The organism is Anoxybacillus sp. MB8, from assembly GCF_011006755.1.
Taxonomy (GTDB): domain Bacteria; phylum Bacillota; class Bacilli; order Bacillales; family Anoxybacillaceae; genus Anoxybacillus; species Anoxybacillus gonensis.
In genome coordinates this window covers 1-24,676 of record NZ_RXXX01000016.1, presented here as the reverse complement: position 1 = coordinate 24,676, position 24,676 = coordinate 1, and the positions used below count along the sequence as shown (strand labels likewise).

At 42.4% G+C, this 24,676-nt stretch carries 24 protein-coding genes; all 24 read right to left on the bottom strand.

Annotated features, from left to right (window positions below; genetic code table 11):
* Window positions 1-16 precede the first annotated feature (16 nt).
* Window positions 17-2,125, bottom strand: coding sequence for a polyribonucleotide nucleotidyltransferase (gene pnp / locus EKC99_RS07595; RefSeq protein ID WP_009732932.1), 2,109 nt, complete (start codon window positions 2,123-2,125; stop codon window positions 17-19).
* Between the two features lie 109 nt (window positions 2,126-2,234).
* Window positions 2,235-2,504 carry a 30S ribosomal protein S15 gene (gene rpsO, locus EKC99_RS07590; protein WP_003394805.1) on the bottom strand — a complete coding sequence of 90 codons (270 nt, stop codon included), beginning with the start codon at window positions 2,502-2,504 and terminating at the stop codon, window positions 2,235-2,237.
* Window positions 2,505-2,586: 82 nt separating this feature from the next.
* Window positions 2,587-3,558 carry a bifunctional riboflavin kinase/FAD synthetase gene (ribF, locus tag EKC99_RS07585; RefSeq protein ID WP_163151278.1) on the bottom strand — a complete coding sequence of 324 codons (972 nt, stop codon included), beginning with the start codon at window positions 3,556-3,558 and terminating at the stop codon, window positions 2,587-2,589.
* 9 nt (window positions 3,559-3,567) lie between these two features.
* Window positions 3,568-4,464 carry a tRNA pseudouridine(55) synthase TruB gene (truB, locus tag EKC99_RS07580; protein WP_035065813.1) on the bottom strand — a complete coding sequence of 299 codons (897 nt, stop codon included), beginning with the start codon at window positions 4,462-4,464 and terminating at the stop codon, window positions 3,568-3,570.
* Between the two features lie 47 nt (window positions 4,465-4,511).
* On the bottom strand, window positions 4,512-4,871 hold the full coding sequence (gene rbfA, locus EKC99_RS07575; protein WP_003394813.1) for a 30S ribosome-binding factor RbfA: 360 nt from the start codon (window positions 4,869-4,871) through the stop codon (window positions 4,512-4,514).
* 14 nt (window positions 4,872-4,885) lie between these two features.
* A complete protein-coding gene (locus EKC99_RS07570) occupies window positions 4,886-5,164 on the bottom strand; it encodes a DUF503 domain-containing protein (protein WP_009732929.1) in 279 nt (92 codons plus the stop codon).
* Window positions 5,161-7,344 (bottom strand): translation initiation factor IF-2, encoded by a 2,184-nt coding sequence (gene infB, locus EKC99_RS07565; protein ID WP_163151276.1) that lies wholly within the window; start codon window positions 7,342-7,344, stop codon window positions 5,161-5,163. The genes EKC99_RS07570 and infB overlap by 4 nt, the downstream gene beginning before the upstream one ends.
* An 18-nt stretch (window positions 7,345-7,362) precedes the next feature.
* Window positions 7,363-7,662, bottom strand: coding sequence for a YlxQ family RNA-binding protein (locus EKC99_RS07560; RefSeq protein WP_163151274.1), 300 nt, complete (start codon window positions 7,660-7,662; stop codon window positions 7,363-7,365).
* Window positions 7,652-7,936 carry an RNase P modulator RnpM gene (rnpM, locus tag EKC99_RS07555; protein WP_009732926.1) on the bottom strand — a complete coding sequence of 95 codons (285 nt, stop codon included), beginning with the start codon at window positions 7,934-7,936 and terminating at the stop codon, window positions 7,652-7,654. The genes EKC99_RS07560 and rnpM overlap by 11 nt, the downstream gene beginning before the upstream one ends.
* Window position 7,937: 1 nt before the next feature.
* Window positions 7,938-9,041 (bottom strand): transcription termination factor NusA, encoded by a 1,104-nt coding sequence (gene nusA / locus EKC99_RS07550; RefSeq protein WP_006322329.1) that lies wholly within the window; start codon window positions 9,039-9,041, stop codon window positions 7,938-7,940.
* A gap of 27 nt (window positions 9,042-9,068) precedes the next feature.
* Window positions 9,069-9,539, bottom strand: coding sequence for a ribosome maturation factor RimP (rimP, locus tag EKC99_RS07545; RefSeq protein ID WP_026011822.1), 471 nt, complete (start codon window positions 9,537-9,539; stop codon window positions 9,069-9,071).
* 148 nt (window positions 9,540-9,687) lie between these two features.
* The gene (locus tag EKC99_RS07540; protein WP_163151272.1) at window positions 9,688-13,977 is read right to left on the bottom strand and encodes a PolC-type DNA polymerase III; all 4,290 of its coding nucleotides are present in this window, start codon (window positions 13,975-13,977) and stop codon (window positions 9,688-9,690) included.
* Window positions 13,978-14,078: 101 nt separating this feature from the next.
* The gene (locus tag EKC99_RS07535) at window positions 14,079-15,773 is read right to left on the bottom strand and encodes a proline--tRNA ligase (protein WP_163151270.1); all 1,695 of its coding nucleotides are present in this window, start codon (window positions 15,771-15,773) and stop codon (window positions 14,079-14,081) included.
* A gap of 27 nt (window positions 15,774-15,800) precedes the next feature.
* Complete coding sequence (rseP, locus tag EKC99_RS07530; RefSeq protein ID WP_163151268.1) at window positions 15,801-17,057, bottom strand: RIP metalloprotease RseP; 1,257 nt, start codon at window positions 17,055-17,057, stop codon at window positions 15,801-15,803.
* Between the two features lie 15 nt (window positions 17,058-17,072).
* A complete protein-coding gene (dxr, locus tag EKC99_RS07525) occupies window positions 17,073-18,227 on the bottom strand; it encodes a 1-deoxy-D-xylulose-5-phosphate reductoisomerase (protein ID WP_163151266.1) in 1,155 nt (384 codons plus the stop codon).
* Between the two features lie 6 nt (window positions 18,228-18,233).
* Entirely contained in the window at window positions 18,234-19,001 is a 768-nt protein-coding gene (locus EKC99_RS07520) for a phosphatidate cytidylyltransferase (protein ID WP_163151264.1), read from the bottom strand.
* A gap of 6 nt (window positions 19,002-19,007) precedes the next feature.
* On the bottom strand, window positions 19,008-19,772 hold the full coding sequence (locus tag EKC99_RS07515; protein ID WP_163151262.1) for an undecaprenyl pyrophosphate synthase: 765 nt from the start codon (window positions 19,770-19,772) through the stop codon (window positions 19,008-19,010).
* A 94-nt stretch (window positions 19,773-19,866) separates the two neighbouring features.
* Window positions 19,867-20,418: a ribosome recycling factor gene (gene frr / locus EKC99_RS07510; RefSeq protein ID WP_009732918.1), complete on the bottom strand. Its 552-nt coding sequence runs from the start codon at window positions 20,416-20,418 to the stop codon at window positions 19,867-19,869.
* A gap of 1 nt (window position 20,419) precedes the next feature.
* Window positions 20,420-21,142 (bottom strand): UMP kinase, encoded by a 723-nt coding sequence (pyrH, locus tag EKC99_RS07505; RefSeq protein ID WP_163151260.1) that lies wholly within the window; start codon window positions 21,140-21,142, stop codon window positions 20,420-20,422.
* 62 nt (window positions 21,143-21,204) lie between these two features.
* The gene (tsf, locus tag EKC99_RS07500) at window positions 21,205-22,086 is read right to left on the bottom strand and encodes a translation elongation factor Ts (protein WP_009732916.1); all 882 of its coding nucleotides are present in this window, start codon (window positions 22,084-22,086) and stop codon (window positions 21,205-21,207) included.
* Window positions 22,087-22,217: 131 nt separating this feature from the next.
* The gene (rpsB, locus tag EKC99_RS07495; RefSeq protein ID WP_021094186.1) at window positions 22,218-22,925 is read right to left on the bottom strand and encodes a 30S ribosomal protein S2; all 708 of its coding nucleotides are present in this window, start codon (window positions 22,923-22,925) and stop codon (window positions 22,218-22,220) included.
* A 139-nt stretch (window positions 22,926-23,064) separates the two neighbouring features.
* The gene (locus tag EKC99_RS07490) at window positions 23,065-23,520 is read right to left on the bottom strand and encodes a hypothetical protein (protein WP_163151258.1); all 456 of its coding nucleotides are present in this window, start codon (window positions 23,518-23,520) and stop codon (window positions 23,065-23,067) included.
* A gap of 10 nt (window positions 23,521-23,530) precedes the next feature.
* Window positions 23,531-23,788, bottom strand: a complete 258-nt coding sequence (locus tag EKC99_RS07485; RefSeq protein ID WP_163151256.1) for a hypothetical protein — start codon at window positions 23,786-23,788, stop codon at window positions 23,531-23,533.
* A 33-nt stretch (window positions 23,789-23,821) separates the two neighbouring features.
* Window positions 23,822-24,562, bottom strand: coding sequence for a FliA/WhiG family RNA polymerase sigma factor (locus EKC99_RS07480; protein ID WP_163151254.1), 741 nt, complete (start codon window positions 24,560-24,562; stop codon window positions 23,822-23,824).
* Window positions 24,563-24,676 lie beyond the last annotated feature (114 nt).

Here is a 24,676-nt window from a genome sequence, read left to right as displayed (position 1 = left end):
ACCCAAGGCTCCGTTTTTATTGCTCGGCTTCTTTTTGATCGCGCAATACTGCTTTCCGCGATAAATTTACACGGCCTTGTTTATCGATTTCCGTTACTTTCACTAAAATTTCATCGCCGATCGAAACGACATCTTCCACTTTTCCGACGCGTTCCTCCGCCAATTCGGAAATGTGTACGAGACCGTCTTTTCCGCTAAACAATTCGACAAATGCACCAAATTTTTCAATTCGTTTCACTTTTCCTAAGTACACTTGTCCAACTTCCACTTCACGAACGATATCTTCAATAATCTTTTTCGCCTTTTGATTCATATCTTCGTTTACGGATGAAATGAAGATTGTTCCATCTTGTTCGATATCAATTTTTACGCCCGTTTCTTCAATAATTTTGTTAATTTGTTTTCCGCTCGGACCGATGACGTCACGAATTTTATCTGGATTAATTTGCATCGTTAAAATTTTCGGCGCATATTTCGATAGCTCTTTGCGCGGTTCGCTAATCGTTTGCATCATATGTTTTAAAATTTCAAGGCGACCTTTGCGCGCTTGTTGCAACGCTTCTTCTAAAATTTCACGCGATAAACCTTTAATTTTAATATCCATCTGTAAAGCAGTGACCCCTTTTTCTGTCCCTGCTACTTTAAAGTCCATATCACCGAGATGATCTTCCATGCCTTGAATATCTGTTAAAATCGTATAGTGTTCACCGCTTTTCACAAGCCCCATCGCAATACCAGCCACTGGCGCTTTAATCGGCACACCCGCATCCATCATCGCCAATGTGCTCGCACAAATGCTCGCTTGAGATGTCGAACCGTTTGATTCTAACACTTCTGATACGAGGCGAATCGTGTACGGAAACTCTTTTTCAGATGGAATAACCGGCTCAAGTGCGCGCTCGCCAAGCGCTCCGTGACCGATTTCGCGACGTCCTGGTCCACGCATCGCTCCTGTTTCTCCGACTGAGAATGGCGGGAAGTTATAATGGTGCATAAACCGTTTTGTTTCTTCAATGCCAAGTCCATCTAAAATTTGTACATCACCAAGTGCACCGAGTGTACATACGCTAAGCGCTTGTGTTTGTCCTCGTGTAAACAAGCCTGATCCGTGCGTGCGTGGTAAAAGTCCAACGGCTGACGAAAGCGGACGAATTTCATCTACTTTTCGTCCGTCTGGACGCACTTTTTCTTCCGTAATTAAGCGTCGTACTTCTTCTTTAACAAGTTTATGTAAAATTTCTTTCACTTGCTTTATTGTTTCTTCATCTGCTTCTTGTTGTTCGTACGCCGCTACAACTTCTGCTTTCAATTGTTCAATTGCTGCTTCGCGCGCTAATTTTTCAGGTACTTGAACCGCGCGTTTCACTTCACCTTCCACGCGAGCACGAATGTCCGCTTCAAGCTGGGCATCAAGTTCATACAGAACGACTTCCATCTTCTCCTTGCCAACTTTTGCGGCAATGTCCTCTTGGAATGCGATGAGCCGCTTAATTTCTTCATGCCCAAACATAATCGCTTCAAGCATAACTTCTTCTGGTACTTCATTCGCCCCTGCTTCCACCATGTTAATCGCATCTTTCGTTCCAGCAACGACAAGATGCATATCGCTTTGTTCCATTTGTGCGACAGACGGGTTAATCACAAATTCACCGTTCACACGGCCAACTGTCACCCCAGCGATCGGTCCTTCAAATGGGATATCAGAAATCGTTAGCGCAAGCGAAGAGCCAAACATTGCTGCCATTTCTGGTGAGCAGTCTTGATCAACGCTCATTACCATGCTGACAACTTGCACTTCATTTCGAAATCCTTCAGCAAATAATGGCCGAATCGGACGGTCGATGAGACGGCTAGCTAAAATGGCTTTTTCACTTGGACGTCCTTCACGCTTAATGAATCCCCCTGGAATTTTACCAACAGCGTATAAACGTTCTTCGTAATTGACTGTTAATGGGAAAAAGTCGACGCTCTTTGGTTCTTTCGATGCTGTCGCTGTACTTAATACGACCGTATCGCCGTATCGCACTAATACAGCGCCGTTTGCTTGTTTGGCTAATTCGCCAATTTCAACGGTCAACGGCCGACCTGCCCAGTCGATCGAAAACACATGTTTTTCTTGTTCCATATAAACCGAGTACCCCTCTCTATGTACAAATAAAAAATCATATTTGTTTTAGTATAAGCAAATATCGGCGCAAATACTAATAAAAAGCGGGAATGCTCCCGCTTTTTACTTATCGGCGTAATCCGAGTTTGTTAATCAATTCACGATAACGGTTGATGTCTTTGTTACGTAAATACGTAAGTAAGTTACGACGACGACCAACCATTTTCAAAAGACCACGACGAGAATGATGGTCCTTACGATGAACACGTAAATGTTCGTTCAAGTTGTTAATTTGCTCTGTAAGGATAGCAACTTGTACTTCTGGAGAACCTGTGTCAGTTTCGTGAATTTTGAACTGGTTGATGATCTCGTTTTTACGCTCTTGTGTTAATGCCATCCTTGTTCACCTCCTCTTTTTTCAACCCCAGTTACCGAGCAAACGGCGGTGACTCGTCTTGCCCAGCAATGGTTAACATACATTAAATAGAATACATGTTTTTCCGATAAAATGCAAGGGGATTTTGAAAATATTCGCGTGCCGCTTGAGCATCGCGATGAATTTGTTCAACGAGCTCGTGAACGGAAGAAAATGCTCGTTCATCACGCAATCGTTTATGCCATTGAATACATACATGCGCACCGTAAATGTCTGCTGAAAAGTCAAACAAATGCACTTCAATCGTTGGATCTTTTTGTTGTTGGGCGTGGAACGTCGGCTTATACCCGACGTTGCATACTCCCGTCCACGTGTTGCCATCTATCGTTACCGTGACAGCATATACACCAATGCGCGGGATTATATAGTCATCGTCAAGCGCAACGTTTGCCGTTGGAAATCCAATCGTCCGTCCCCGTTTATCCCCATGAATGACTGTGCCTGTTACTTCATACCATCTTCCGAGCAAATAAGGTAGCTGTTCGACGTCCCCTTCAGCTAACCGTTGCCGAATATATGTGGAGCTAATTTTTTCTTCCCCAAACGTCTGTTTTGGAATGACGGTTTGCGTAAATTGTTCACGAGAATGAAATGGCAATGTTTCCATCGTCCCTTTTCCTAAGCGGCCGTACGTAAAATCAAATCCTGCCACCACATGCTTCACACCAAGACCAATGATGTATGCATCGACAAATTGTTGCGGCAACAAATAAGCAAATTCAGGCGTAAATTCAACAACGTATAAATAATCGACGCCAAGTTTTGCAATTTGTTTTTCTTTTTCTTTTAATGGTGTAATAAATCGAACATGTTGTTGTGAGCGTCCGAGCACGACCGACGGATGCGGATGGAACGTCATGACCGCGCTTTTGTATCCATATTGATCAGCGATTTGTTTTGCCGTTTGAATGACTTTTTGATGCCCAAGATGAACGCCGTCAAAATAACCGAGCGCCATAACAAGCGGATCATCATTTTTTTTGTTTAACGGATGGGACAGCCAAATGGTTTTCATCTTTTTCACCTACAATACTTTTAAAGGTTTCATATAGCTTTGCTTTGTCGGATGAGGCATATAAATCGCTAACGCTTCACCTTGTTCATTAACCATTAACAGACGCTCTGGCATAGAAGGTAGAATAGGTAAAAGCGCCCCATGTTTTACTTTTTCCTCTTCTTCCTTACTCATGACATACGTTGGGAAATGAGCTAGCGCTCGTTTAATCGGTAAAAGTAACGTATGCGCTGTACCAGCTACGACATGCTGTTCGATGTCAGCAAACGACACGCATTGATCGAGCGTAAACGGTCCTGACGCTGTGCGAACAAGATGTGACATGTGCGCCGGATACCCAAGTCGCTCGCCGATTTGGACAGCGAGTGTACGCACGTATGTCCCTTTACTACATGTCACACGAAAACGAAACGATATCCTTTCACCCGTAAATACTTGTCTGTCATCAAGAAGGAGCAGTTCAAAAATGTGGACGTTTCGTTTCGGTCGTTCTACGTCAATACCTGCCCGTGCATACTCATACAGTTTTTTTCCATTTACTTTTACTGCGGAATACATCGGTGGAACTTGTTCAATGTCCCCAGTGAGATTAGCGAATACTCGTTCAATGTCATGACGAAAAATCGGCTGTTCAATCGGCTTCTCGGAAACGATGTCACCTGATGCATCTTCTGTTGTCGTCGCTATGCCTAGCGTCACTTCCCCTTCATAAGTTTTTCTCTCCGCTGTTAGTAGTTCAACGATTTTTGTTGCTTTGCCGATGCAAATGGGCAATACACCACTGACGTCAGGATCAAGCGTTCCTGTATGACCAACTTTTTTCGTTTGAAATAGCTTACGAATGCGCATGACGCAGTCGTGTGACGTCATGCCTGCAGGTTTATGTAACAATAACACTCCGTCCATCGCTTCACCTCTAAAATAGCGGAAATGGATAGACGCACGTCTATCCATTATTCTTCTTTATGTTCTTTTTCTTCGGAAATTTGTTTAATTAAGCTTTCAATTCGTTGACCGTAATCGATCGTTTCATCAATTTCAAAGTAAATTTCTGGCGTTTTGCGCAAACGAATACGCTGACCGATTTCTGAACGGATAAAGCCCGTCGCTTTCGCTAACCCTTTTAGTGTATTTTTCTTTTGTTCTTCATCCCCGAGAACAGAAATATACACTTTCGCTTGCTGCAAATCACCCGTTACACGAACATCTGTTACGGTAACGAAACCGATGCGCGGGTCTTTTAGTTTGCGTCCGATAATATCGCTTAATTCTTTTTTCATTTGTTCGCCTACACGTGTGGCTCGCAAACTCATTGTCATCACCTCGATTAAAACCACTCGAATGTTGTAACCGTTCGTTCGATTTCTGGAAACGAATCGATAAATTGTAACGCCCGATGTAGCTCTTGTTCCGTCGCTGTTCGCTCGGCTGTAATCGCTACAATCCCTAGCTTCGTTCGTTGCCATACGTTTTGGTAATCTACTTCGGCTACTGATATATTATATTTTTGTTTAAGCCGTGTGACAATGCGTTGCAACACGGCTCGTTTTTCTTTTAATGATTGGACGTCGTAAATGATGCATTCACATTCGACGTATCCGATCATTTGCGCTCCACTTCTTGCATAATATATGCTTCAATGACGTCTCCTTCTTTAATGTCATTAAAGTTTTTAATCGTGATCCCGCACTCGTATCCTTGTGCGACTTCTTTTACATCGTCTTTGTAACGTTTTAACGTATCAATTTGTCCTTCGTAAACAACGATGCCTTGACGAATGAGACGGACGCTGCTATCGCGCGTAATTTTTCCGTCTGTCACATAGCATCCTGCAATGGTACCGACTTTTGATACTTTGAACGTTTGACGCACTTCCGCCTGACCGATCACTTTTTCTTCGTACTCTGGATCAAGCATCCCTTTCATCGCTGCTTCAATTTCTTCGATGACTTTGTAAATGATGCGATGGAGACGAATATCGACTTTTTCTGCTTCCGCGACACGTTTTGCGTTCGCATCTGGACGAACGTTAAAGCCGATGACAATCGCATTTGATGCAGATGCAAGCATAATATCGTATTCCGTCACCGCACCTACACCGGAGTGAATAATTTTCACGCGTACGCCTTCGACTTCGATTTTTTGTAATGCCGCAACGAGCGCTTCTACAGAACCTTGTACGTCCGCTTTGACAATAATATTTAATTCTTTCATTTCGCCTTGCTTAATTTTTTCAAACAAGTCGTCTAAGCTAACGCGCGCTTTTACGCTTCGTTGTTGCACAATTTGCTTTTGTGCGCGAGCTTCGCCAATTTGACGTGCTTTTTTCTCGTCCTCAAACACCATGAAGCGATCGCCTGCTTGCGGCACCTCGTTTAATCCGGTAATTTCAACCGGTGTCGATGGACCCGCTTCTTTTACACGGCGTCCTAGATCGTTCGTCATCGCCCGTACACGTCCGTACGTATAACCGACAACGATCGGATCACCAACGCGCAACGTACCTGATTGAACGAGAAGCGTTGCCACTGGACCGCGACCTTTATCGAGCTTCGCTTCAATGACCGTTCCCGTCGCACGACGGTTTGGATTTGCTTTTAACTCTTCCATTTCGCTCACAAGCAAAATCATTTCAAGCAAGTTGTCAATCCCTTCGCCTGTTAACGCAGATAGCTTACAATAAATTGTATCGCCGCCCCATTCTTCTGGAACGAGCTCATATTCCATTAGCTCTTGCATGACGCGATCTGGATTCGCTGTAGGCTTATCGATTTTATTGACCGCGACGATAATTGGAACCTTTGCCGCTTTCGCATGGTTAATCGCTTCGACCGTTTGCGGCATCACTCCGTCATCTGCAGCGACAACGAGAATGACGATATCTGTCACTTGTGCACCGCGTGCACGCATCGTTGTGAACGCTTCGTGACCAGGTGTATCTAAAAATGTGATTTTTTTGCCGTTTACAACAACTTGATACGCACCGATATGTTGTGTAATACCGCCAGCTTCTTGCTCCGTTACTTTCGTATGGCGAATCGAGTCAAGCAACGTTGTTTTTCCGTGGTCAACGTGTCCCATAATTGTGACAACAGGCGGACGTTCAACTAAATCTTCTGGATGATCAACGATTTCGATCGTTTCAAATTCTGTTTCGTCAATCGTTACCTTTTCTTCTACTTCTACACCGTAGTCAGAGCAAATGAGTTCGATCGCATCTTTGTCCAAGTCTTTGTTAATTGTTGCAATGATGCCAAGCATAAATAGCTTTTTAATAATTTCAGAAGGCTCTTTGCCTAATTTTTTTGCTAACTCCGCGACCGTTAAAGAACCTTCAAATGTAATTTTTTTCGGAAGCTCTTTTTCTTTTTTCTTTTGCACTTCTTGTTGTGGAGCTTGTTGAGGTTTTTGTTTTTTATTTTTTTTGTTATTGAAAATTTTCTTTTCTTTTTGTTGAATTTGCAAGTCGTGTTTTTTCCCTTCGCGATTTTTTACTACTGCTTTTTTGATCGGCACTTTCGTTTGAATGACTTCATCGTCATCTTCTTCAAACTGTTCTAAAACAGGTGTTTTTACAGGTGCTTTCTTTTCTTCTTTTTTCGTTTCTTGTTTTTGCTCTTGCTTTTGTTCTTTTTTGAACGAACGATCGAGTTGTTCGACAACATCCGCTTCAATCATCGTCATATGGTTCGATACGTCGATGTTCATTTCTTTTAATTTATGGATGACATCTTTACTTGACACGTTATGTTTTTTGGCATATTCGTATACACGCATTTTTGACATACATTCACCCCCAAAATGTTAGAGCATCGTTTTTAGCTTTTGTGCGAATCCTTCATCCGTAATTGCTACAACGACCCGTGCTCCTTTGCCAATCGCTCCACCTAATTCATGGCGATTGTCTACATAACAAAGCGGAACGCGATAAAACGCACATTTATCGGAAATTTTTTTTCTCGTGTTTTCTGACGCATCTTCCGATAAAATGACAAGCTTCACGCGCTTACGCTGAATTTCTTTCACAACGAGCTCTTCTCCCGAAATGACTTTGCGCGCCCGATTCGCTAATCCGAGAAAAGAAGCCCACGGTTTATGATTCATTTGTTTCTCCATTCTCCTTCTCGGCGAGCTGTAATAGCTGTTCGTAAATCGAATCGTCAATAGTCGCTTTCAAATGATGCGCAAGCGTATTTTTCTTTTTTGCAAGCAAAATGCATTCTTTACTTAGCGTAATGTATGCACCTCGTCCCGCTTTTTTTCCTGTCGGGTCAATCGATACGTCGCCTTCTTTTGAACGAACGATGCGAATCAGCTCTTTTTTCGGCTTCATTTCCCCTGTGACAACACATTTGCGCATCGGAATTTTTTTTGGCATATTATTCCACCTCACTAATCTCCTCTTCGTCAACTTGGAACGATGATGAAGAACGAGGGTAAATACCTAATTGCTCCGCTTCAGACTGACTTTTAATATCAATTTTCCAATTTGTTAATTTCGCTGCTAAACGAGCGTTTTGTCCACGTTTCCCAATAGCAAGTGAAAGTTGATAGTCTGGTACGATGACCGTTGTCGCTTTTTCTTCTTCATTGACGATGACGTCAAGCACTTTAGATGGGCTTAACGCATTAGCGACAAATTCAACTGGATCCGCTGACCAACGAACGATGTCGATTTTTTCGCCTTTTAACTCATTTACGATCGCTTGCACCCGTTGTCCTTTAGGTCCAACACATGCACCAACCGGATCGACTTCTGGGTTATCGGAATGAACAGAAATTTTTGAGCGATCTCCTGCTTCGCGTGCAACCGATTTAATTTCTACCGTACCGTCATAAATTTCTGGTACCTCTAATTCAAACAATCGCTTTAATAACCCTGGATGCGTGCGCGATACGTAAATTTGTGGACCTTTTGTCGTTTTTTCGACTTTTGTAATGTACACTTTAATGCGATCATGAGGCTTATACGTTTCATTCGGCATTTGCTCGCTTACCGGAAGCAACGCCTCAATTTTGCCGAGGCTGACGTAAATAAATTTCGAATCCGTCCGCTGAACAATACCTGTCATAATATCTTCTTCTCGGTCAACAAATTCGGCATAAATGACGCCACGCTCTGCTTCGCGAACGCGTTGCGTAACGACTTGCTTTGCTGTTTGCGCAGCGATACGTCCAAAGTTTTTCGGCGTCACTTCAATTTCAACGACATCGCCTACTTGATAATTCGGGTTTATTCGCTTCGCTTCATCAAGTGAAATTTCTAAGCGCGAATCGTACACTTCATCGACTACTTCTTTGCGAGCAAATACGCGAATCGTCCCTGTCTCTTGATTAAAATCGACACGAACGTTTTGCGCTTGATTAAAATTACGTTTATATGCGGATACAATGGCCGCTTCAATCGCTTCAATTAGCACTTCTTTACTAATGCCTTTATCGCGCTCAAGCGCCGTTAAGGCATCTAACAATTCTGTATTCATGAACCGGTCGTCCCCCTTTAATGTGAATTAAGAGAAAATGACAGCTAGCCGTGCACTAGCTACTTTTTCGTATGGAATCGTCACCATTTTTTTCTTTGTTTTGACTTTTACTTCTACGGTCACCGTTTGACCATCAAATGCAGTTAACCGTCCTTCAAATTCTTTTTGACCATCAATTGGCTCATACGTTTTCACATAAACGTTTTTCCCAACGGCCCGTTCAAAATCTTTCGCCTTTTTAAGCGGGCGTTCTGCCCCCGGTGACGATACTTCTAAAAAGTAATTGTGCGGAATCGGATCGATTTCATCAAGCTTTTCACTTAATCGCTCGCTTACGACACCGCATTGATCGATATCAATTCCAGTTGGTGAATCAATAAAGACGCGCAAAAACCAGTTCTTTCCTTCTTTCACATATTCAATGTCGACAAGTTCTAACCCCATATCTGTCACGATCGGGGTCACGAGCTCCTCAACGATGTGCGTCACTTTTTTCATGTTGGTCCTCCTAACTGCAAGAAAATCCCTTGCGCTGGCAAGGAATCTCGAATCAATACGAAAGAGTGGGTTTCCCCACTCTTTTTGTCCATTATCTTTACCATTTCCACTAGAACTATAACATATTGGCAAAAAAATTGCAACTCATTCAAAATAGTGATAATTGATTGTGATCTGGTAGCGACTGCAAACATCCACGGCTTTCGAGATATTCTAAAATCGTTTTCGATACTTTGCCGCGTTGTTGCAAATCTTCTTTCGATAAAAATTCCCCTTCTTCGCGAGCGCGTACAATGCTTTGTGCAACGTTTGTCCCTAGCCCAGGAATCGCATTAAACGGCGGAATAAGCGAATTTCCGTCAATCACAAACTCTGTTGCTTGCGAACGATACAAATCAATATTTTTAAATGAAAATCCTCGTTCACACATTTCAAGGGCAATTTCAAGCACAGTCAACAAGCTTTTTTCTTTCGCGGACGCATCAAGCCCTTTTGCTTGAATTTCTTCAATTCGTCTACGTATCGCAGCAGACCCTTGAATCATCGCATCTAAATCAAAATCTTCCGCACGCACAGTAAAATACGATGCGTAATAAAGAAGCGGATGGTGAACTTTAAAGTATGCAATGCGAACAGCCATAAGCACGTAAGCAGCGGCGTGCGCTTTCGGGAACATGTATTTAATTTTTTTACATGACTCAATGTACCATTCTGGCACATCATGTTTGCGCATTTCTTCTTCAAACTCTGGCGTTAATCCTTTTCCTTTTCGGACGGACTCCATAATTTTAAATGCTAACGATGGCTCTAAGCCGCGATAAATTAAATACACCATAATGTCATCGCGACATCCAATCACTTCTGATAGCGTACATGTCCCATTTTGAATGAGCTCTTGTGCATTGCCGAGCCAAACGTCCGTTCCGTGTGATAGTCCGGAAATTTGTACAAGCTCTGAAAATGTTTTCGGTTTTGTTTCTTCTAACATTTGACGAACAAATCTTGTACCGAACTCTGGGATGCCGAGCGTTCCAGTGTTGCACATAATTTGTTCCGGCGTCACGCCAAGCGATTGTGTACTACTAAAAATTTTCATCACTTCCGGATCGTCTGTCGGTATTGTCTTTGGATCGATTCCACTTAAATCTTGCAACATCCGAATGACCGTTGGATCATCGTGTCCGAGAATATCGAGTTTTAATAAGTTATCATGAATCGAGTGGAAGTCAAAATGCGTCGTGCGCCATTCCGCACTTGTATCGTCAGCTGGATATTGAATCGGCGTAAAGTCATAAATATCCATGTAATCTGGAACGACGATAATCCCCCCTGGATGTTGCCCTGTCGTTCGCTTCACTCCTGTACAGCCTGCTGCTAAGCGATCAATTTCTGCCCCGCGCACATGAAGGTTTTGATCGTTTATATACCCTTTGACGAATCCGTATGCCGTCTTGTCAGCAACGGTACCGATCGTTCCTGCACGATATACGTTATCTTCACCGAATAACACTTTCGTATAGTTATGCGCTCGCGGTTGATACTCACCTGAAAAGTTCAAATCAATGTCTGGCACTTTATCTCCTTTAAACCCTAAAAACGTCTCGAACGGAATATCGTGACCGTCTTTATTGTACCGCGCACCACATTGCGGACAGTTTTTATCTGGTAGGTCAAATCCAGAACCAACTGAACCGTCATCAAAAAACTCGGAATGTTTACAGTTCGGACAAACATAGTGCGGTGGAAGCGGGTTCACTTCCGTAATCTCTGTCATCGTTGCGACAAACGATGAGCCGACCGAACCGCGTGAACCGACGAGATATCCATCATCGAGCGATTTCTTTACAAGTTTATGAGAAATTAAATAAATGACCGCAAACCCGTGGCCAATAATGCTTTTTAATTCTTTTTCTAATCGTTTTTCAACGATGTCTGGCAGCGGATCACCATAAATACTTTTCGCCCGTTCATAACTCATCCGACGAATTTCTTCGTCCGCCCCTTCAATTTTCGGTGTGTACAATTCATCTTTAATCGGCTTCACTTCTTCGATGGAATGGGCAATTTTTTTCGTATTTGTAACAACAATTTCTTTCGCCTTTTGTTCACCAAGAAACGAAAATGCTTCTAACATTTCGTTTGTCGTACGAAAATGAACGTTCGGCAATTCGTGGCGATTTAACGGATTGCCACCAGATTGTGAATGAATTAAAATTTTGCGATATATTTTATCTTCTCGATGGATATAATGCACATTTCCTGTCGCGACAACCGGAATGCCGAGCCGTTCACCAAGCTGCACAATGTTTGTAATAATTTCTTTGAGCGCTTCTTCATCGCGTACATATTCCATCTCAATAAGTGGCGCATATACTTCTGGCGGATGCACTTCGAGAAAGTCGTAAAACGGCGCAATCGCCTCCGCTTCTTCGATTCCTTTTTGCATCATGGCTTCAAACAGTTCACCTTTATCGCAACCTGATCCAACTAAAATCCCTTCGCGATGTTGTTGTAATACGGAACGTGGAATACGTGGAACGCGATAAAAATAATTCACATGTGAAAACGAAACGAGTTTAAATAAATTTTTTAACCCGACTTCATTTTGTACAAGTAACGTTGCATGAAACGGTCTGGAACGTTGGAACGCCCCTTGTTCTTTCGATGCTTCATTTAATTGATCGAGATATTGAATTCCTTTTTCATCAAGTTCTTTTAACAAATGAATAAGTAAATATCCGGTCGCTTCTGCGTCATAAATGGCGCGATGATGCTGGGTTAATTCAATATTAAATTTTTTACAAAGCGTATTTAAACGATGGTTTTTTAACTCTGGATATAAGTAACGAGCGAGTTCAAGTGTATCAATGACCGGGTTTTTGACTTTGCCGCGATGAATTTTTTTAAATCCTGCATTTAAAAAACCGATATCAAACGTCGCATTATGAGCAACGAGCACACAATCATCGATCCAATGATAAAACTTTTCTAACACTTCTTCGACATCTGGCGCATCTTTTAACATGTCATCTGTAATTTTCGTTAATTCGATTGTCGTTGCGGAAAGCGGATGATGCGGATTTGCAAACGACTCAAAACGGTCGATAATTTCCCCGTTTTTTACTTTTACCGCTGCTAATTCAATAATCGTATCATATACAGCAGAAAGCCCTGTCGTTTCTACGTCAAATACGACAAACGTATCGTCCATTAGCCGTCGATGAGCTTCATTATAAGCGATCGGTACTCCATCATCGACAATATTTGCCTCTAATCCATATAAAATTTTTACACCATATTTTTTTCCCGCACTATATGCTTCCGGAAACGACTGAACGACCGCATGATCCGTGACAGCAATCGCTTCATGTCCCCATTTTTTCGCCTGTTCGACAAGCTTTGTGATCGATGCAACCGCATCCATTTGGCTCATTTGTGTATGAACGTGCAATTCTACCCGTTTTTCTTCCGCTGTATCTTGACGCTCGTTCGGTTTCACTTCATTTAAATCGTTCGCAATAAGCACAAGATCACGCACGAATGTGTCATTTTGGACGCTGCCGCGCACTTTTACCCACATTCCTTTTTTTACACGCTGCATAAGCTCGGCATCTTCTTTGTCGCGCGAGAACATTTTGACAAGAATGGAATTTGTGTAGTCCGTCATCTTTAACGTCAATAACGTACGTCCGCTTTTTAGTTCTTTTGCTTCAGCATCAAAAATGTATCCTTGCACCACGACGCGACGCTCTTCCTCCACAATTTGATCGAGCGGACGAATATGTTCCTCATCTTTAATTTGATAGCCGATCACAAGCGGACCGCTTGTTTCACTTACAGCAGGCTCTTCTTGTTTCGGCATCGCTTCTATAAACGCGGCTAACGCGCGTTCTTCGTCTTCTTTTTGTTTTTGCGCTAAAAATTGTTCAAACTGCTGCTCATCGTGTTTTACACTCGCTTCTAACTGCAAGTGCGGAAATCCGAAAGAAACATACGTCGCAGCGAACATTTCCGCAAATCGCTTTTTTAACGCGATCGCTTCTGCTTCATTGCGCGCTTGTACAGTGACTTTCGTTCCTTTTACTTCCGGTTGCTGTTGTGTAAGTAGTGAAAAAAGCGGCGATGTTTGTTGAATCGTGTCAACAAATATTGGCCAGTACGACACAACATCTTCAGCAGTAAACGTTTGGTCCTCTACTTCTATCGTGCATTGCACATCGGCAATATGGCGAAATTGTTCGATGAGTCGTTTACGAAACTCGGCATATACGTGCGCCCGTAAGATCGTAGGAAAGCGAAAATAAAAGTGCCAACATTTCATTCGTTTATCAACAACTACTTTTTCAATCCGTCCGTGCAATAAGTCCTCTGCCATATGCGAAGAAAGTTGTAGTTGTTGTAGTAAAATCGAAAATCGTTCTTTTTGTTCTTCCCTCATCGTTGTTCGTTACAAAAATGTAACGGTACACCTCCCCTTCTTTTTTATACATCGTTTGGGAGCGATAGACGACAGAAAGAGGGGGAAGCCCCCTCTCTGCCTTATAAGTAACGGCGCAACGTTTCAACTAATTGCGACACGTGTACTTCTTCTGTTTCACCTGTTTTTCGTACTTTTACTTCAACAATTCCTTCATTTGCCCGCTTTCCGACTGTTACGCGTACAGGTAACCCAATTAAATCGCTGTCGGCGAATTTGACTCCTGGACGCTCGGCACGATCGTCATACAACACTTCAAATCCTTCTTGTTGCAAACGTACATACCATTCATCGGCAAGCTCCCGTTGCTCGTCCACTTTTGGATTTACAGAAATTAAATGAATGTGGAAAGGAGCCACCGCAGTTGGCCATATGAGTCCATGCTCATCGTTATATTGCTCAGCAATCGCAGCAAGCGTGCGCGATACACCGATACCATAACACCCCATAATCATCGGCTGCGTACGTCCGTTTTCATCTAAATACGTGGCATTCATCGCTTCGCTATAACGCGTTCCGAGTTTAAATACGTGTCCAACTTCAATTCCGCGCGCAAAACGAATCGTTCCTTTTCCATCTGGTGACGGATCTCCTTCTTGAATGAAACGCACATCCGCATATTGCGCAGCAAAGTCACGATCTGGATTGACCCCCTTGTAATGATAGTGCGCTTCATTCGCTCCGCACACGCCATTGACAATCGCTTTTACCGCATGGTCAGCCAAAACGATTATACCATCGCGAACACCAATCGGACCAAGTGAACCAATTTCACAGTTCATCACTTGCTTCGTTTCTTCTGGCGTTGCTAATTCCACGACAGTTGCTTCTAGTATATTTTTTACTTTGACATCATTTACTTCATGATCCCCGCGCACAAGAACGAGCACGTAACGATCGTCTACTTTAAATAATAACGACTTGATGCATTTTTCTTTTGGTACTTGAAGAAATTGGCTTACTTCTTCAATGGAACGTTGTTCTGGTGTATGCACTTTCTCAAGCGGTGCATGCGGTTCATCACTGCGCTCATAAGTCGTAATCACCGGAGCCATTTCAATGTTCGCTGCATAATCAGAGGAATCTGAATATGCAATCGTATCTTCACCGACATCGGATAAAACCATAAATTCATGCGTATCTTTTCCACCCATTGCACCAGAATCCGCAATGACGGCACGGAAATTTAATCCGCAGCGTCGGAACACGTTCGCATATGCTTCGTACATTTTATTGTACACTTCGTCTAAACTTTCTTGTGAAGCGTGGAATGAATACGCGTCTTTCATAATAAATTCGCGACCACGAAGCAAGCCGAAGCGCGGACGTTTTTCGTCGCGAAACTTCGTTTGAATTTGATAAAGCGTAAGCGGTAACCGTTTATACGATTTCACTTCATCACGAACGAGCGCCGTAATGACTTCTTCATGTGTCGCACCGAGCGCAAAGTCGCGATCGTGGCGATCTTTTAAACGCATTAATTCTGGTCCGTATGAATACCAACGACCTGATTCTTGCCATAATTCTGCCTGTTGAAGCGCTGGCATCAACAGTTCAATAGCACCCGCCCGTTCCATTTCTTCACGAATGATCGCTTCAATTTTTTGTAGCACGCGCTTACCAAGCGGCAAAAAGCTATATACTCCGCTTGCATTTTGGCGAATAAAGCCGGCACGAAGCAGCAGTTGATGGCTTTTAATTTCCGCATCTGCCGGCACTTCACGTAATGTAGGAATAAACGACATACTTTGTTTCATCTTTTTTAGCACCTCTTACTTCATGAATTATAAGAAAAATTTTTGAATGTCATTCCATGTAACAACAAGCATAAGCAACATAAGAAGAGCAAATCCGATAAAGTGTACGATGCCTTCTTTTTGGCGATCAATCGGTTTTCCGCGCAACGCTTCAATCGCAAAAAACGTTAACCGTCCCCCATCAAGCGCCGGAAGTGGAAGCAAGTTAATAATCCCTAAGTTAATGCTTAAAATCGCTCCCCATTTCATTAAGTAATACACGCCGGATTGGGCAACTTTATGAGTCGAAACGGCAATGCCAACAGGTCCAGATAACATATCAAATGAAAATTTTCCTGTTAATAAATGTCCTAATCCAACGATAATTTCTTTTGTCCAATAGTACGTTTCTAACGCTCCTTGTTTGATCGCTCCGAAAAACGATTTTTCCATCGGTCCATATACACCGATCAAACCGATCGTCTCGCCTTCGATCGTTTTCTTTTCTGGTGTGACGGTAAGATCGATCATTTGACCGTTGCGATTCACTTGAAATTGGAGCGGTTTTTCTGGGCTTTTTCGAATCACCGTCACAACATCCGTCCAAGAAGACATCGTCTGGCCATCAATGGAAATGACAATATCCCCTTGTTGTAACCCAGCTTGACGTGCAGCGCCATCCTCAGTCAATTCACCAATGACTGGTTTATCCACTGGATAACCTTGCAGCAGTCCAATAACAATGAAAATGACAAGCGCTAAAATAAAATTCATTAACGGACCAGCAAAAATAGCCATCGCGCGTTGTCCGAGCGTTTTCGAACCAAATTGACGATCGTACGGCGCAATTTGCACTTCTTCTCGATCGATGACGATGTAAGCTGGATCGCTTAATTCAAAGCGTTGTAAACGCTCATCATCGCCTTCATATCCTTCAATATATAACTCATGTTCAAAATCAGCGCGTTCCACTTCAATGATTTTCGCATCGGGATATTCGTCTTTATGATTGACGATCACTTTTTTCACTTTTCCGTCTGCATGAAACAATAAGCCGACAACTTGACCGCGCTTCACGTCAATCATTTCTGGATCTTCGCCGGCCATGCGCACAAACCCGCCAAGCGGGAGCAAACGAATCGTATATGTCGTTTCTCCTTTTTTCATTGAAAATACTTTCGGACCGAATCCAATCGCAAATTCGCGACATAAAATGCCTGCCCGTTTCGCGAAAATGAAGTGCCCTAATTCATGAAAAAACACAAGCGCACCAAAAATGACGATAAAAGCAATAACCGTTTCCAACGTTTCAACCACCTTTTACATGTGTAGTGATTTTACATATTGTCTCGTTTCACGATCGACCGCACGAATCGTCTCGAGATCTGGATGGGCAATCGGCACGTGCCGCTCCATCGCTTGTTCAATGCATTGTTCAATCGCTAAAAACGATATTCGCCCATTTAAAAAGGCTGCCACCGCTTCTTCATTTGCTGCATTTAATACGGTCGGCATTGTTCCACCTATGTTTCCTGCCTCATAAGCAAATTGTAAACAACGGAACCGGTTCATGTCCACTTTTTGAAAATGCAACGTAGCTACTTGAGCCAAGTTCAGTCGTTCGATATGTAGCGGAAAACGATCAGGATACGTTAGCGCATATTGAATCGGTACGCGCATATCTGGCGTTCCGAGCTGGGCAATGATGCTTCCGTCATGAAATTGCACCATAGAATGAATGATGCTTTCTTTATGTAAAAGTACGTCAATTTGTTCGTACGGTAGATGGAACAACCAATGTGCTTCGATCACTTCAAGCCCTTTATTCATCATCGTTGCGGAGTCGATCGTAATTTTTGCTCCCATCGACCAATTCGGATGTTTTAGCGCTTCTTCCACCGTGACATGTTCTAACTGCTCGCGCGTACGATCGCGAAAACTACCGCCGGATGCCGTCAAAATAATACATTCGATATTTTTTTGTTGCTCTCCTTGTAAACATTGAAAAATAGCGGAATGTTCACTATCCACAGGCAAAATCGGCACACCGTAATCGGCCGCATGCTTCATAACAAGATGGCCTGCGGTAACTAACGTTTCTTTATTCGCCAACGCAATTGTTTTTTTCGCCTCAATCGCTTTCAACGTCGGCACTAATCCAACGCTTCCTACTACCGCATTGACGACAATGTCGGCTTCTTGCATTGTCGCTACTTCAATGAGCCCATCTTCACCTGAAACGATGCGCACTCGTCCAATATATTCGCTTTGTAACGTGTCTGCATCTTCTTTTTGCGCAACACATACCACTTTCGGTGAAAATTGTTCAATAATGATCCGTGCCTGTTCGATATTTCGTCCAGCTGAAAAAGCAACGAGACGGAACGCATCGCGATGAGCACGAATGACGTCTAATGTTTGCCTCCCGATCGAGCCCGTCGCTCCTAATAAACTAATTGCTCGCAAACTGTCCACTCCTTTTTAAGCAATAAGGTAAAACAAATGTAAAATTGGTAAAATAAATAGCAGACTGTCAAAGCGATCCAAAATACCGCCATGCCCTGGCAAAATAGCTCCTGAATCTTTTACTCCGTAATGACGTTTGAACGCGGATTCCACTAAGTCACCGAGCTGGCCGAAAACGGATAAAATGACTGTTGCAATGAGTAACATTGGAAAAGATGGAGCAAATGGCGATAGCCACTCATAAACACTGACGACAAGAAGCGCACATAAAATGCCTCCAACAGCCCCTTCAACCGTTTTATTCGGGCTAATATGCTCCCATAATTTTCGCTTTCCGAACGCTCGCCCAATAAAGTACGCTCCGCTATCCGTTGCCCAAATTAAAAAGAGCGCATAAAAAATGTATGACAATCCTGCTTCACGCACTTGAAAAAACGAATAAAACCCAACGCCTACGTAAAGTAAAGAAGCAATCATAAATCCTACATCATCAAACGTAAACGCATTTTTCGATATGACCGTATAAATGAGCAACAAAAAGAGCCCGATGATGAGCATCCATATGTTTATCATATGTTCATACGGATATAAAAAGAGCCATAATACAAGAAAACTAACAATGCTCGGAAACGAAAAAAGCGACATTTTTTTCATGCGAATAAGTTCAAATAAACCAACCGTAGCGAGTATATACGTTAAGACTAAAAATGGCCATCGGCCATATATGACGATTGGTAAAAAGACTGAAGCTGCAATAATTGCCGTCACAATTCTTTGTTTCATATGAAATTATACGCCTCCAAATCGGCGGCTACGTTGTTGAAATTCATGTACCGCCTGTAAAAAATGTTGTTCTGTGAAGTCTGGCCATAATACATCCGTAAACCAAAATTCTGTATACGCTAATTGCCAAAGCATAAAGTTACTTAAACGAATTTCTCCGCTTGTGCGAATAAGCAAATCAGGATCAGGTAAATCATTCGTCATTAAATAGGAATGAAACAGCTGTTCATCGACATCGTTTGCTTCAATCGTTCCGTTTTGTACATCATTAACAAGTTTTTGAACGGCATGTACAATTTCGGCACGGCTTCCGTAATTTAAGGCGAAGTTTAAAATTAAACCGGTATTTTGTTTCGTCTCTTCGATCGCCTGATCGACTGCACGTAACGTATGTAAAGGTAGTTGATCTTTATGTCCCATGACGCGCACTTGCACATTTTCTGCGATTAACTCAGGCAAAAACGTCGTTAAAAACTGTTCAGGAAGCTGCATTAAATAATCGACTTCTGTTTTCGGCCGTTTCCAATTTTCTGTTGAAAACGCATATAACGTTAACACTTTCACACCGAGTTCGTTGGCAAAGCGCGTAATTTTTCGCACCGTTTGCATGCCTTCATAATGCCCAGCCATCCGTGGCAATGCCCGCTTTTTCGCCCATCTTCCGTTTCCGTCCATAATGATCGCCACATGCGCGGGAATCGGTCCTTGTGAAACGGTTTCTTTTGAATATACTTCTTCTTTGTTTTTCCATCTTTTCATCTTTTCAAACATAAGCGCATGTCCTCCAGCTTCGATCGATCGTAAATTAGGCTGTGCGCCCTATTTTGTAATTATAGCAAAAAACCCTCTATAAACATAGAGGGACTTATACTTCCATTACTTCTTTCTCTTTTTCTTTCGTGATCGCATCGATTTTTGCGATATGATCGTCTGTTAGCTTTTGAATATCTTCTGTGTAACCGCGCAATTCATCTTCAGTAATTTCGCCGTTTTTCTCTAGCTTTTTCAACTCGTCGTTTGCGTCGCGACGAATGTTGCGCACAGCCACTTTTGCTTCTTCCGCATATTTTTTCACAAGCTTAACGAGTTCGCGACGACGCTCTTCAGTAAGCGGCGGAATGGCGATGCGAATCACTGAACCGTCGTTTGAAGGCGTTAAACCTAAATCTGATGCTAAAATCGCCTTTTCGATTTCTTTCAATACGGACTTGTCATATGGTTGAATGACAAGAAGGCGCGCTTCTGGCACTTGAATGCCCGCTAATTGAATAATTGGCGTTGGCATGCCGTAATAATCGACTGTAATTTTTTCTAATAATGCAGGGTTCGCACGACCTGCACGAATCGTTGCAAGTTCACGTGAAAAAGCTTGAACGGCTTTATCCATCTTTTCTTTTGCGTTTGTTAATACTTGCATGTTATTTCCCCCTTACGATTGTTCCGATATTTTCGCCTAATACAGCACGTTTAATATTTCCTTCTTCCATAATGGAGAAAACAATGAGCGGAATATCGTTATCCATACATAACGACGAAGCTGTGGAATCCATCACACCTAATCCTTGTTTAATGACGTCTAAATAAGATAGTTCATCATATTTGACTGCGTTTTTGTCCACTTTCGGATCGGCGCTATATACACCGTCTACATTGTTTTTCGCCATTAAAATGACGTCCGCTTCAATTTCTGCTGCACGAAGCGCGGCTGTCGTATCTGTTGAAAAGTATGGGTTTCCTGTTCCCGCCGCAAAAATGACGACGCGTTTTTTCTCTAAGTGACGAATGGCTCTTCTGCGAATGTATGGTTCAGCTACTTGGCGCATTTCAATCGACGTTTGCACACGCGTTTGTACACCGAGCTGCTCTAAGCTATCTTGTAGCGCGAGCGAGTTCATCACCGTTGCTAACATCCCCATGTAATCCGCTGTGGCGCGATCCATCCCCATTTCACTACCGGTTTTTCCACGCCAAATGTTTCCGCCTCCAACAACAACCGCTACTTCAACTCCTAGTTCAGCTACTTCTTTTACTTGTTGAGCGATCGATTTAATGACAGACGGATTAATTCCAAATCCTTGATCTCCAGCTAACGCTTCACCGCTTAATTTTAAAACGACACGTTTATATTTTGGGCTTTCCATCGCAAACCTCCATACCGTTCTTTAAAAATAGGGAACACATATGTGTTCCCTATTTGTCTTCATTACTTACGAACTTGGCTCATAACTTCTTCAGCGAAGTTATCTTGACGTTTTTCAATACCTTCGCCTACTTCGTAACGGATGAAGCTTTTCACAGTCGCGCCATTAGACTCTACAAATTGACGTACTTTCACATCTGGGTTTTTCACGAAACTTTGCTCAAGTAAGCAAATGTCTTCAAAGAATTTACCTAAACGGCCTTCAACCATTTTTTCAACGATATTTTCAGGCTTTCCTTCATTTAATGCTTGTTGTTTTAATACTTCGCGCTCACGAGCGATTTCATCTGCAGATACTTCATCGCGAGAGACGTATTTTGGATTAATTGCGGCAATGTGCATCGCTACATCTTTTGCAATGTCGCTATTTGTTGTACCTTCTAATACAGTTAATACGCCGATGCGTCCGCCCATGTGTAAATATGCACCGAATACCGCGTTGTCTCCTTTTTCAACAACCGCAAAGCGACGTAACGTAATTTTCTCACCAATTTTAGCGATCGCTGCATTGATGTGTTCTTCTACTGTCGCGCCGTTATCCATTTTTTGTTGTAATGCTTCTTCGACTGTTGCAGGTTTATGCTTTAATAAATGGTCAGCTAATTCTTTTACTAATGTTTTAAATCCTTCGTTTTTCGCAACGAAGTCTGTTTCAGAGTTTACTTCTAAAATCACTGCTGTATTTCCATCTACTTCGATTAACGTTGTTCCTTCCGCTGCGATACGATCCGCTTTTTTCGCTGCTTTCGCCATTCCTTTTTCACGAAGCCAGTCGATCGCTTTTTCCATATCACCGTTTGTTTCTGTTAATGCTTTTTTGCAGTCCATCATTCCTGCGCCTGTTTTTTCGCGCAATTCTTTTACCATTTGAGCAGTAATTGCCATATGAAACATCCTCCTTTTTTATGTGCAAAATCGTATGTACACAAACCGAAACGGTTTGTATGCTTAGTATGCCCGATTTTTCTTAAAAAAAGGTGATAAAAGGCTTCCCCCTCTTATCACCTTTCACATGTTTACTCAGCTGTGACAACGGCTTCTTCGCCTTGTTTTGCTTCTAAAATCGCATCCGCAATTTTAGCTGTAAGAAGTTTCACAGCGCGAATCGCATCGTCGTTCGCAGGAATGACGTAGTCGATTTCGTCTGGATCGCAGTTTGTATCCACGATTCCGATGATCGGAATGTTTAATTTACGAGCTTCTGCAACGGCAATGCGCTCTTTGCGTGGGTCGATAACAAATAACGCATCTGGCAATTCTTTCATTTCTTTAATACCGCCTAAAAACTTTTCAAGACGCTCTAATTCTTTCTTTAGTTTTACCACTTCTTTTTTAGGCAATACATCAAATGTGCCGTCTTCAGCCATTCTTTCGATCTCTTTTAAACGTTTAATACGTTTTTGGATCGTTGCGAAGTTTGTTAACGTTCCACCTAACCAACGTTGGTTGACATAGAACATGCCAGAACGTTCTGCTTCTTCTTTCACAGAATCTTGCGCTTGTTTTTTCGTACCAACGAATAAAATTTTGCCGCCGTTTGCTGCAAGCTCTTTAACGAAGTTGTACGCTTCTTCTACTTTTTTCACTGTTTTTTGCAAGTCAATGATGTAAATTCCATTGCGCTCAGTGAAAATGTATTTTTTCATTTTTGGGTTCCAACGACGTGTTTGATGCCCGAAGTGAACCCCTGCTTCAAGCAACTGTTTCATTGAAATAACAGACATCTTTCATCCTCCTAGATGGTTTTTTTCCTCCGCTCACGTCATTTTTAAGCAAGACTGCAAAGCAGCACCGTTGCTTAAATCGATGAGCGTGTGTATTCACACCAAATAGAACTATATCATAATTAAAAAGCACATTCAACTACTTTTGGTGAAATTTAAGCAAAAGCTCTATTTCTGTCTTCCCCCGCTTTAACACCTTCGCGATTTCATCTATTGTTTTTCCTTGTTGTTGAAGCTTTAACGCTTCTGAAATGAGCGACTCGAGCGCGGGCTCTTCCTTCGGCGTCGTTGACGATAACTCTACTCGGTCAACAACGTCGTCAACTGGAAGTCGCACTTGTTCGTCTCGAAGCAAAGGGGGAGATTCTTTTTTCTTTTGACGAACGGCCGATGATGTCATTTGTTTAACAAATCGTTCGTTTTCCTCTTTAAACTGCATTAAATATGTCGTCATCATCGTTTCCATTTCGCGAATCAGCTCCGCTTGCTCTCTTTCCGTCTCTTTAATTTTTGCCCATTTTAACGATAAAAGAATAATGAGAAACAGCGAAACACCATGCAAAACGAAGCTGATCAACCATAAAAACGTCGTCATATGATCCCTCTTATCCGATAAAATCAATGTGTGTTCCTTTGTAAGGATGTTTACTTTTTTCTTTTTTCTCAGACTCTTTTTTCCATTTCCCGCGTTCGCTTTGTTCCGCTTTCGTCACTTGTTGCCGAATGCGCTCATCTTGCTTTTTCATTTCTGTTGCAAGCTGTTGCTGAGCAAGCTGTCCGTACTGTTGCATATGTTCTTGCCATTTTCCGAGTTCATGCGTTTTCGGCAACGCCACTTGTAACTCGACTAATTTTAAACTCATGTTCTCACTTCCTTTAAAAGTGATGAAAAACTTTCATATCGCTTGCTCAATCAGTTTACGCATTTTAAATAAAGCTTTTGCATGAATTTGGGAAATTCGTGACGTAGACAGTCCCATAATATGCCCGATTTCTGTAAACGTCAATTCTTCTTTGTAAAATAAACTAATGACTAGCTGTTCTTTTTCATTTAGCTGTTGAATAATATTCGCTAGTTGCGCAATTTGTTCTTCACGCAACATATGTTCTTCAGGTGACGGAGATCGGTCATCACGAATCGTAAACGTTGGTTGGTCATCTTCATCGTCAAACGGCCGCTCATCGAGCGATAAAACATGGGCGAAAAACTGTTCGCTCATCACCTCATACACTTCATCTTCTGAAATGTTTAATGCTTCCGCCACTTCTTTGGCGCTAACGTCACGCATATATGTTTGTTGCAACTGCTCAATAGTCGTTTCAATTTTTTTTGCTTTCTCTCGCACGCTGCGCGGGAGCCAATCTTCTTTGCGCAATCCGTCTAAAATCGCGCCACGAATGCGAAAGGAAGCATACGTATCAAATTTTAAATCACGTGAAGGATCGAACTTTTCTAGCGCATCATATAAGCCAAGTAGGGCTAAACTTTTTAAATCTTCTCTTTTCACGCTTTTCGGAAGGGATGAAGCAATACGTTGCACATGATAATCGACAAGTGGCATATATTTTTCAATCAATTGATCGCAAGCGTCGCGATCGCGAGCATCAATCCACTTTTGCCAGCATTGCTCAATCATATCATCCCCCCTAAATGTTAACGGGTATTGTCAAAAGTTTTAAAGACATACCCTAAGTTTTTATTGATTTTATGCGGTTTTCGACAAAAAAAGCTTGCCACCCCTGCTGTTTTT

Bases quoted from the DNA above. Each gene is read 5' to 3' on its own strand.
- pnp (WP_009732932.1), bottom strand. From the start codon at position 2,125: ATGGAACAAGAAAAACATGTGTTTTCGATCGACTGGGCAGGTCGGCCG.
- rpsO (WP_003394805.1), bottom strand. From the start codon at position 2,504: ATGGCATTAACACAAGAGCGTAAAAACGAGATCATCAACCAGTTCAAA.
- ribF (WP_163151278.1), bottom strand. From the start codon at position 3,558: ATGAAAACCATTTGGCTGTCCCATCCGTTAAACAAAAAAAATGATGAT.
- truB (WP_035065813.1), bottom strand. From the start codon at position 4,464: ATGGACGGAGTGTTATTGTTACATAAACCTGCAGGCATGACGTCACAC.
- rbfA (WP_003394813.1), bottom strand. From the start codon at position 4,871: ATGAGTTTGCGAGCCACACGTGTAGGCGAACAAATGAAAAAAGAATTA.
- EKC99_RS07570 (WP_009732929.1), bottom strand. From the start codon at position 5,164: ATGATCGGATACGTCGAATGTGAATGCATCATTTACGACGTCCAATCA.
- infB (WP_163151276.1), bottom strand. From the start codon at position 7,344: ATGTCAAAAATGCGTGTATACGAATATGCCAAAAAACATAACGTGTCA.
- EKC99_RS07560 (WP_163151274.1), bottom strand. From the start codon at position 7,662: ATGAATCATAAACCGTGGGCTTCTTTTCTCGGATTAGCGAATCGGGCG.
- rnpM (WP_009732926.1), bottom strand. From the start codon at position 7,936: ATGCCAAAAAAAATTCCGATGCGCAAATGTGTTGTCACAGGGGAAATG.
- nusA (WP_006322329.1), bottom strand. From the start codon at position 9,041: ATGAATACAGAATTGTTAGATGCCTTAACGGCGCTTGAGCGCGATAAA.
- rimP (WP_026011822.1), bottom strand. From the start codon at position 9,539: ATGAAAAAAGTGACGCACATCGTTGAGGAGCTCGTGACCCCGATCGTG.
- EKC99_RS07540 (WP_163151272.1), bottom strand. From the start codon at position 13,977: ATGAGGGAAGAACAAAAAGAACGATTTTCGATTTTACTACAACAACTA.
- EKC99_RS07535 (WP_163151270.1), bottom strand. From the start codon at position 15,773: ATGAAACAAAGTATGTCGTTTATTCCTACATTACGTGAAGTGCCGGCA.
- EKC99_RS07520 (WP_163151264.1), bottom strand. From the start codon at position 19,001: ATGAAACAAAGAATTGTGACGGCAATTATTGCAGCTTCAGTCTTTTTA.
- EKC99_RS07515 (WP_163151262.1), bottom strand. From the start codon at position 19,772: ATGTTTGAAAAGATGAAAAGATGGAAAAACAAAGAAGAAGTATATTCA.
- frr (WP_009732918.1), bottom strand. From the start codon at position 20,418: ATGCAAGTATTAACAAACGCAAAAGAAAAGATGGATAAAGCCGTTCAA.
- pyrH (WP_163151260.1), bottom strand. From the start codon at position 21,142: ATGGAAAGCCCAAAATATAAACGTGTCGTTTTAAAATTAAGCGGTGAA.
- tsf (WP_009732916.1), bottom strand. From the start codon at position 22,086: ATGGCAATTACTGCTCAAATGGTAAAAGAATTGCGCGAAAAAACAGGC.
- rpsB (WP_021094186.1), bottom strand. From the start codon at position 22,925: ATGTCTGTTATTTCAATGAAACAGTTGCTTGAAGCAGGGGTTCACTTC.
- EKC99_RS07490 (WP_163151258.1), bottom strand. From the start codon at position 23,520: ATGACGACGTTTTTATGGTTGATCAGCTTCGTTTTGCATGGTGTTTCG.
- EKC99_RS07485 (WP_163151256.1), bottom strand. From the start codon at position 23,788: ATGAGTTTAAAATTAGTCGAGTTACAAGTGGCGTTGCCGAAAACGCAT.
- EKC99_RS07480 (WP_163151254.1), bottom strand. From the start codon at position 24,562: ATGATTGAGCAATGCTGGCAAAAGTGGATTGATGCTCGCGATCGCGAC.